This window comes from Asanoa sp. NPDC050611 (genome assembly GCF_040654855.1).
Classification (GTDB): Bacteria; Actinomycetota; Actinomycetes; order Mycobacteriales; family Micromonosporaceae; genus Asanoa.
The window spans coordinates 1-8,777 of record NZ_JBFAIU010000317.1; the positions used below are offsets into that span (position 1 = coordinate 1).

Genomic DNA, 8,777 nt, shown 5'->3' on the forward strand with positions numbered 1-8,777 from the left:
GCCGGGATGGGGCCCCTCCCCGACGCCGCTACCGGCTGTCCGAGCCCTGCGACTCGACCGCGGCGCGGCCGGCCTCCAGCCGGGCGATCGGCACCCGGAACGGTGAGCAGGACACGTAGTCGAGCCCGACCTCGTGGAAGAAGTGCACGGAGTCGGGGTCGCCGCCGTGCTCGCCGCAGACACCGAGCTTGAGGTCCGAGCGGGCGGACCGGCCCTCGTCGACCGCGATCCGGATCAAGCGGCCGACCCCGTCCCGGTCGATCGACTCGAACGGCGAGATGCCGAAGATGCCCAGCTCGAGATAGCGCCAGAAGAACGCGCCCTCGACGTCGTCGCGGCTGAAGCCCCAGGCCATCTGGGTCAGGTCGTTGGTGCCGAACGAGAAGAACTGCGCCGCCTCGGCGATCTGGCCGGCGGTCAGCGCGGCCCGCGGCACCTCGATCATCGTGCCGACCAGCACCTCGACGTCGCTGTCGCCGACCACCTCGGCGATGATCCGCTCGGCCTCCGTGCGTACCGTCTCCAGCTCCTGCACGGCGCCGACCAGCGGCACCATGATCTCGGGCCTGGGCGAGCCGCCGTCGCGCGCCCGCTGGACGGCCGCCTCGACGATCGCGCGCACCTGCATCGCGAACAGGCCCGGGATGACCAGCCCGAGCCGGACACCGCGCAGGCCCAGCATCGGGTTCTCCTCGTGCATCCGGCGCACCGCGGCGAGCAGCTTCTCGTCGCGGCCGGCGTCCTCGCCCCGCTCGTGCGCGACCGCGACGTGCACGGCCAGCTCCTCCAGGGAGGGCAGGAACTCGTGCAGCGGCGGGTCGATCAGCCGGATCGTCACCGGCAGGCCGTCCATCTCGCGGAAGATCTCCACGAAGTCGTCGCGCTGCAGCGGCAGCAGCTCGGCCAGCGCGGCCTCCCGCTCCTCCGGCGTCTGCGCCAAGATCAGCCGCTCGACCAGCTCGCGGCGGTCGCCGAGGAACATGTGCTCGGTGCGGCACAGCCCGATGCCCTGCGCGCCGAACCGCCGTGCCCGGGCCGAGTCGGTGCCGGTGTCGCTGTTGGCCCGCACCAGGAGGCGACGCTTCGCGTCGGCGTGCGACATGATCCGGTGTACGGCCTTGACCAGCGCGTTGTCGGTCTGCCCCGGGTCGAGCGTGCCCTCGAAGTAACGCACCACCTCGGACGGCTGCACCGGCACCTCGCCGAGGTAGATCTTGCCGGTGGTCCCGTCGATCGAGATCACGTCGCCCTGCTCGACGGTCTGCCCGCCGACGGTGAACTTCTGGCCCCGGACGTCGACGTCGAGCGCGTCCGCGCCGCACACGCAGGTCTTGCCCATACCCCGGGCGACCACGGCCGCGTGGCTGGTCTTGCCGCCGCGGGAGGTCAGGATGCCCTGCGCGGCGATCATCCCGGGCAGGTCGTCGGGGTTGGTCTCGCGCCGCACCAGGATCACGTCGTCGCCGCCGGCGGCCATCTCCTTGGCCGTCTGCGCGTCGAACACGGCCTTGCCGACGGCCGCGCCCGGCGAGGCGCCGATGCCCTTGGAGAGCTGGTCCGGCTCGTCGGACAGGTCGAACCGCGGGAACATCAGCTGGGCGAGCTGCGCGCCGTTGACCCGGTGCAGCGCCTCGTCGAGGTCGATGACGCCCTCGTCGACGAGCTGGCCGGCGATGATGAACGCGGCCGCGGCGGTGCGCTTGCCGACGCGGGTCTGCAGCATCCACAGCTTGCCGCGCTCGATGGTGAACTCGATGTCGCACAGGTCCTTGTAGTGCTCCTCGAGCGTGGCCATGATCCGCATCAGGTCGTCGTACGACGCCTTGTCGAGCCGCTCGAGGTCCTGCAGCGGCACGGTGTTGCGGATGCCGGCGACGACGTCCTCGCCCTGTGCGTTGGCCAGGTAGTCGCCGTAGACGCCCTGCGCGCCGGAGGCCGGGTCACGGGTGAAGGCGACGCCGGTGCCGGAGTCGGAGCCGAGGTTGCCGAACACCATCGCCACCACGTTGACCGCGGTGCCCAGGTCGGCCGGGATCCGCTCCTGGCGGCGGTAGAGGACCGCGCGGTCCGCGTTCCACGACTCGAAGACGGCCTTGATCGCGAGGTCGAGCTGCTCCTTCGGGTCCTGCGGGAACTCCCGGCCCGTGTGCTTCGCGAAGATCTGCTTGAACTCGTCGACCAGGGCGCGCAGGTCGCCGGCGTCCAGGTCGAGGTCGTTGTCGGTGCCCTTGGCGCGCTTGGCGCCGTCGATCGCGTGTTCGAACTCGTCGCCCGGCACGTCGCAGACGGTCTTGCCGAACATCTGGATCAGCCGCCGGTACGAGTCCCAGGCGAACCGGTCGTTGCCGCCCGCCTGCCGCGACAGCCCGTCGACCGAGGCGTCGTTGAGGCCGACGTTGAGGACGGTCTCCATCATGCCGGGCATCGAGAACGCGGCCCCGGACCGCACCGAGACCAGCAACGGGTCGCCGGGCTCCCCCAGCTTGCGCCCCATCGCCGACTCCAACGCGTCCAGATGGGTGGCGATCTCCTCGGCCAGCCCCTCCGGCTGGCTCCCGGAGTCCAGGTAGGCCCGGCACGCCTCCGTCGTGATGGTGAAGCCGGGTGGCACCGGCAGCCCGATGTTGGTCATCTCCGCGAGGTTGGCGCCCTTGCCTCCGAGCAGATCGCGAAGATCCTTGTTCCCTTCCGCGAAGCCATAGACGAACTTTGTCACCGGTGTTCCTCCCACGCGCTCAACGCTGAACGACCAGTCAGTAACCATTCCCACCGTGGGCGCAGGTTAAGCGAGGTTTGCGGCCCGTTGGGAGCCCTCGGTGACTATTGGCACAACGCTACGCACACACGAGGTTCTGGGAGCGTTTTCCCGCGCATTCCCGCGCACCCCGCCACCTCACCGCGCCGACTGCCAGAGCCCAATCAGATTGCCTTCGGTGTCGGAGAAGTAGCCCGTGAACCCCATGTCGCCCACGGCCTGGCGACCCATCCGGGTCTTGCCCCCGTTCTTCTCCACGGTGGCGAGCGCCTCGTCGATGTCGTCGACGTCGATCGTGACGACCGGCGACGTGAACAGGCCGCTGCGCTTCATCATCCCGCCGTTGATCGCCCCCGGGTCGGTCGGACGCCCGTCCTGCCCGCTCGGCGTGGTGCCCAGCATCGCGTACGACATCTCGGGCATGTCCTGGATGTTCCACCCGAACGCGTCGTGGTAGAAACGCTCGGCCCGCGTGACGTCGTCAGCCGGGATCTCGAAATGGGTGACGCTGCCCTTCATCGGACGACCTCCTCAGGTCGGCCGGCGCGGTTGCCCTCCCCGCTTCGAGCCTATAGGGCCTGTCCGGCCGATCAACGCGAGCCGAGACGGAGTCCAGGTGTCGTCTGGTGGTGGCCGGACAGGCCCTACCCGCCGAGCAGCAGGCGGACCCGGTCGGCGCCGGTGGCCAGCAGCAGAGTGGGCAGCCGGGGGCCGGTCTCCTTGCCGATCAGCAGGCGGTAGAGCAGCGCGAAGAACGAGCGCTGCGCGACCTTGAGCTCCGGGGTCGGCTTGACGTCGGCGGGCAGGCCGAGCATCTGCTTGGGTACGCCGTAGACGAGCGTGGTCAGCCCGTCGAGCGACCAGTGGTCGTCGATGCCGTCCCGGAGGAGTCGCAGCGCGGTGCGCTGGTCGTCGTCGAGGCCGTCGAGGAGCACGCTGTCGGGCTGCTCGCGCACGCGGGTGCGCTCGTCCGGGGTGAGCTGCGTGCGCACCCAGTTGGCGGCGCAGTCCAGCCGGGGCCGGGTCTCGTCGAGGTCCTTGACCGGGTCGGCCGGGTCCAGGTCACGCAGGATCCGCAGGGTCTGGTCGTCGTTGCCGGTGGTGATGTCGACGATGGACGCCAGCGTGCGGTAGGGCACCGGCCGCGGCGTCAGCGGGAGCGGCCCGGCGGCGGTGCTCGCCGAGCGGCCGTAGGCGGCAAGGTCGCCGCTGCTCGCGGTGCCGTTCTCGACCCGGGTGGTCAGCCCGTCCCACTCGTCGTAGAGGCGCTGCACCTCCTGGTCGAACGCGATGTCGAACGACTGGTTGGGCCGGCGGCGCGCGTACAGCCAGCGCAGCAGCGGCGGCTCCATGATCTCCAGAGCGTCGGCCGCCGTGGGCACACCGCCCCGGGAGCTGCTCATCTTGGCCATGCCCTTGATGCCGACGAAGGCGTACATGGGCCCGATCGGCGGCTCGGCGTGGAAGACCTCACGGACGAGCTGGCTGCCGACGACGAAGCTGGAGCCGGGCGAGCTGTGGTCGACGCCGCTGGGCTCGAAGACCACGCCCTCGAAGGCCCAGCGCATGGGCCAGTCGACCTTCCAGACCAGCTTGCCGTAGTTGTACTCGGACAGCAGGACGGTCTCGGTGTGGCCGCACGTGCAGGTGTAGGTCAAAGCGGTGGTCGCGTCGTCGTACGCGGTGACGGTCGTGGTGTCCTTGCCACAGTCCTGGCAGTACGGCTTGTAGGGGTAGTAGCCGGACGCGGTGCCGCCGTCGTCCTCGCTCGCGGCACCGGAGCCCTCGGCCGCGGCGGCCTCGTCGGGATTGGTGATCTCCTTGGCCGGCTTCTTCTTCGTGCGGTAGCGGCCGAGCACCTCGTCGATCTTGGCCCGCTGCGCCATCGCGTGCAGGATCTGCGCGCGGTACGCACCGGAGGTGTACATGGCCGTCTGGCTGATCGGGGTGACCTCGATGCCGAGCCGGGTCATCGCCTCGGTCAGGGGCGCCTTGAAGTGCTCGGCCCAGTTCGCGTAGTCGCTGCCCGCCGGCGCCGGGACGGCGGTCAGCGGCTTGCCGATGTGCTCGGCCCAGGACGGGTCGACGCCGGCGGGCACCTTGCGGAACCGGTCGAAGTCGTCCCAGGACAGGATGTGCCGCACCGCCCGCCCCCGCCGCCGGATCTCGTCGGCGACGAGGTGGGGCGTCATCAGCTCGCGCTGGTTGCCGAGGTGCACGGGCCCGGAGGGGGACAGCCCGCTGGCGCACACGATCGGCTTGCCGGGCGCCCGCTTGTCGGCCTCCGCGATCACCTCGTCGGCGAACCGCGCCACCCAGTCCGACTCGATTGCCTGCGCCACAGTGTCTGCCCCTCCTCAGGATTACCCGGACGAAATTACCGCACGGACCCCTTCAGGTACGCACGCAGGACCGGCGCGACGGCGGCCGGCGCGACGTCGTGGCTCTGGTCGGGGACGACCTGGTGTTCGCCGTTGGGCAGCAGGTCGGCGAGCCGGCGGCCGCTGGTGTGCAGGAAGGGCTCGCTGTTGCCGCCGTTGAGCACCAGGGTCGGCGTGGTGATGCTCTTCCACTCCGTCGGGAGCGGGCGGCCGGACATCGTGGTCCCCATGATCCGCCCGTCGTGGGAGATCGTGTGGGCGACCGCCTCCATCGCGGCCCAGCTCGGGTCGGCCTTCATCGCCGCGACCCAGTCGGCCGGGACGCCGATCGCCCTCGTCATCAGGAGCTCGACGGCGTCGCCGCGGCGGTTCTCGGCCACGGCCCGGTCGAGCTGCTCGACGTAGTCGTCCGGGAGCGGTGGGCGGCTGTCGTCGACGATGAACGGCGGGTCGTAGACGACGGCCTTCTCGATCTCCGGCAGTTGGCTCGCCGCGCGGATGGTGAGCGCTCCGCCGGACGAGATGCCGTAGGCGTACGCGCGGCCACCGTTGTCCTTGATCACCGCGGCGATGTCCTGGATCTCCTTCTCGACCGCGTACGGCGCGGTGTTGCCGCTGTCGCCCCGGCCGCGGCGGTCGTAGTGGATCACCGTGAAGTCGTCGCTGAGCAGGTCGAGCAGGCCGGCGTAGAGCGGGTCCCAGGCGCGGGTGCTGAGCACGGCCGGGACGAGGACCAGCGCGGGGCCGCTGCCCTTGGTGTCATAGGTGATGGTCGTGCCGTCGGCCGAGGTCGTGGTGCGGGTGGTGGTCATGGCTTGGCTCACTTTCAAACTAGACGGTTCAGTACTGGAGAACTAGACGGTACGGTACTAGATGCGGAACTGGACTGTCTAGTACTCTGCGGAACATGGACGAGACGTCGAGCCGCACCGAGCGCAAGCGGGCCCAGATCATGAGCGCGGCCACCAGCGCGTTCCTGGAGCACGGCTACAAGGGCACGAGCATGGACGTGGTGGCCGCGGCGGCGCACGTCTCGAAACAGACGGTCTACCAGCACTTCGGCGACAAGGAGCAGCTGTTCCAGGCGATCCTGCTGGCGGCGATGGAGCCGACGGTCCAGCGCCTGACGTCGGCCGCCCCGGTCGCGGGCGGCGACGACATCGAGGGCGACCTGCTGGCGGTCACCCGCAACCTGGTGCAGGCGATCATGCGACCCGAGGTGCTGCGACTACGCCGCCTGCTCATCGGCGAGGCGGCCCGCTTCCCCGTCTTCGGGGGCGCCTATTACGAGCAGAGCTTCTCCGGCGGGCTCGACGCCCTCGCCAAGCAACTGGCGGTCCTGGCCGAGGGCGGCGCGCTGCGCCTGCCGGACCCGCGCACGGCCGCCGAGCACCTGGCGGGGATGGCGCTCTGGGTCCCGATGAACCGGGCGATGTTCACCGGCTCCGACGAGCCGCTGTCGGCCGCCGAGCTCGACCATTACTGCGCCGCGGCGGTACGGGACTTCCTGCGGGCGTACGCGGCCACGGTCTAGCCGCCCGAGTCCGCCATCTCCGCGCCCTCGGGGACCTCGTCGGCGTCGCGGGCGGCCAGCCAGCCGTCCGGGAGGTGGACCTTGCCCGGTGAGTTGGTGCGGCCGCGCGGCTGGCCCAGGGTCTCCAGCGGGAACGGCGCGTCCGCGTCGAGCTTGCCGAGCAGGTCGTCCAGCTCCGCGAGGGTCTCGACCATGGCGAGCGCCCGGCGGAGCTCGGCGCCGACCGGGAAGCCCTTGAGGTACCAGGCGATGTGCTTGCGGATGTCGACGCACGCGTCGCGTTCGGTGCCGAACTGGTCCCGGAGCAGCTCCGCGTGCCGGCGCAGGACCTTGGCGACCTCGCCCAGCGTCGGCAGCTTGCGGCTCGGGCGGCCGGCGAAGGCTGCCTCCAGGTCCGCGAACAGCCACGGGCGGCCCAGGCAGCCGCGGCCGACGACCACGCCGTCGGCGCCCGTGTGCGCGATCATCCGCAGGGCGTCCTCGGCCTCCCAGATGTCGCCGTTGCCCAGGGTCGGCACGTCGAGCGCCTGCTTGAGCGTCGCGATGGCGTCCCAGTCGGCGGTGCCCGAGTAGCGCTGGGCCGCCGTCCGCGCGTGCAGTGCCACCGCCGCCACACCGGCGTCCTGGGCGGCGAGGCCGGCCTCGACGTACGTCAGGTGGTCGTCGTCGATGCCCTTGCGCATCTTGACCGTGACCGGCACCGCGCCGTCGGCGGCGTCGACGGCCGCCCGGACCAGGCGGGCGAACAGCCGCCGGCGCCAGGGCAGGGCCGCGCCGCCACCCTTGCGGGTGACCTTGGGGACCGGGCAGCCGAAGTTGAGGTCCACGTGGTCGGCGAGGTCCTCCGCGACCACCATCCGGACCGCGGCGGCGGTCACCTCGGGGTCGACACCGTAGAGCTGCAGGCTGCGGGGCCGCTCGTCGCCCGCGAAGGCGATCATCTTGAGCGTCTTGGGGTTCCGCTCGACCAGCGCCCGCGTGGTGATCATCTCGCAGACGTAGAGGCCGCCGCCCTGCTCACGGCAGAGCTGGCGGAACGCCACGTTGGTGATCCCGGCCATCGGCGCCAGGACCACCGGCGGGTCGACCTGGTGCGGTCCGAGGGCGAGCGGGGTCACGCATCGAGCGTACGTTGTCGTACCCGTGAGGCATCCTGCCCTCATGGCCGACGCCCGCCTGACCGATGCCCAGGTGCGTGCCCACCGGGTGGCGACGATCGCCGGTGCCCTCGACACGGGGTTCCAGGACACCCCACCGGGCACGACGGGCGCCCGCGCCGCCCGGCTGCGTGGCATCGACCCGGCCGGCCTCGCCCTGGTGCACTCGATCCGCGGCGCCATGCACCTGCACCGACCCGCGTCATTGGCGGCGCTGGCCGCGGCCCTGCGCCCGGAGGATGGCGCTGACCTGCGCAGGCAGCAGTTCGGGCCGTTCTTCGCCGAGCTGCCGGTGTCGATCGGAGCGGCCCTCGACGAGGTCGCCGGCGCGATGGCGGGCGTGCTGGCCGACGGCGCCCGGCGCAGCAAGGGCGAGCTGTCGACCGCGCTGCAGTCCGTCGTCGACCCCCGGCTGCGCCCGTGGTGTCCCGGGTGCGCGGCCCACCACGTCCACGACGCGCTGTTCCGGCTGGCCTCGCTTCCCGCGGGCCTGCGCCTGCTGCCCAACGGCGACGGCTCCGCCGACTTCGTCGCGGCGTCGCTCGGGTCGGCGGCGCCGTCGCCGGAGGCCGCGCGGCGTGAGCTGGTTCGCTGCTTCCTGCGCAACGCCGGCCCGACCAACCGCGACGGGCTCGCCGCCTGGCTGGCCCTCTCCCCCGCCGCCGCCCGCCGCTGGTGGGCCCTCGCCGAGGTGGTCCCGGTCGACGTGGCGGGCCGCAAGCTGTTCATGCACCCCGACGACCTCGCGGCGGCCCTGGCCGCCCCGCCGGCCGGCGGCACCTTCCTGCTCCCGCCCTACGACCCCGTCCTGGAGTTGGCCGACCGCCAACTGCTCGTCCCGGACCCGGCCCACCGCAAGCAGACCTGGCGGGCCACCGCCAACCCCGGCGTCGTCCGGCAAGCTCGCCCGGCTGCAGGAGCTGGCCGAGGAGATCGTCGAGGAGGGCGAC

7 protein-coding genes are annotated in these 8,777 nt (G+C 71.7%); 2 read left to right on the plus strand and 5 right to left on the minus strand.

Going from position 1 to position 8,777, the window contains the following annotated elements; genetic code table 11:
* Positions 1 to 28: 28 nt before the first annotated feature.
* From ppdK to AB0H87_RS33095, 4 genes are all read right to left on the minus strand, one after another.
* Positions 29 to 2,716, minus strand: coding sequence for a pyruvate, phosphate dikinase (gene ppdK, locus AB0H87_RS33080; RefSeq protein WP_360154701.1), 2,688 nt, complete (start codon positions 2,714 to 2,716; stop codon positions 29 to 31).
* 177 nt (positions 2,717 to 2,893) lie between these two features.
* Positions 2,894 to 3,274 (minus strand): VOC family protein, encoded by a 381-nt coding sequence (locus AB0H87_RS33085; protein WP_360154704.1) that lies wholly within the window; start codon positions 3,272 to 3,274, stop codon positions 2,894 to 2,896.
* Between the two features lie 125 nt (positions 3,275 to 3,399).
* Entirely contained in the window at positions 3,400 to 5,097 is a 1,698-nt protein-coding gene (gene lysS / locus AB0H87_RS33090) for a lysine--tRNA ligase (RefSeq protein WP_360154707.1), read from the minus strand.
* Positions 5,098 to 5,132: 35 nt separating this feature from the next.
* A complete protein-coding gene (locus AB0H87_RS33095) occupies positions 5,133 to 5,948 on the minus strand; it encodes an alpha/beta hydrolase (RefSeq protein WP_360154710.1) in 816 nt (271 codons plus the stop codon).
* Positions 5,949 to 6,043: 95 nt separating this feature from the next.
* Between AB0H87_RS33095 and AB0H87_RS33100 the strand changes: the two genes are divergently transcribed.
* A complete protein-coding gene (locus tag AB0H87_RS33100; RefSeq protein ID WP_360154713.1) occupies positions 6,044 to 6,670 on the plus strand; it encodes a TetR/AcrR family transcriptional regulator in 627 nt (208 codons plus the stop codon).
* Here AB0H87_RS33100 and dusB read toward each other — a convergent pair.
* A complete protein-coding gene (gene dusB / locus AB0H87_RS33105; protein WP_360154715.1) occupies positions 6,667 to 7,788 on the minus strand; it encodes a tRNA dihydrouridine synthase DusB in 1,122 nt (373 codons plus the stop codon). The two genes, AB0H87_RS33100 and dusB, sit on opposite strands and share 4 nt — an antisense overlap.
* Before the next feature lie 43 nt (positions 7,789 to 7,831).
* Here dusB and AB0H87_RS33110 point away from each other — a divergent pair.
* A partial coding sequence (locus tag AB0H87_RS33110; RefSeq protein ID WP_360154718.1) for a crosslink repair DNA glycosylase YcaQ family protein occupies positions 7,832 to 8,777 on the plus strand: 946 nt, incomplete at its 3' end.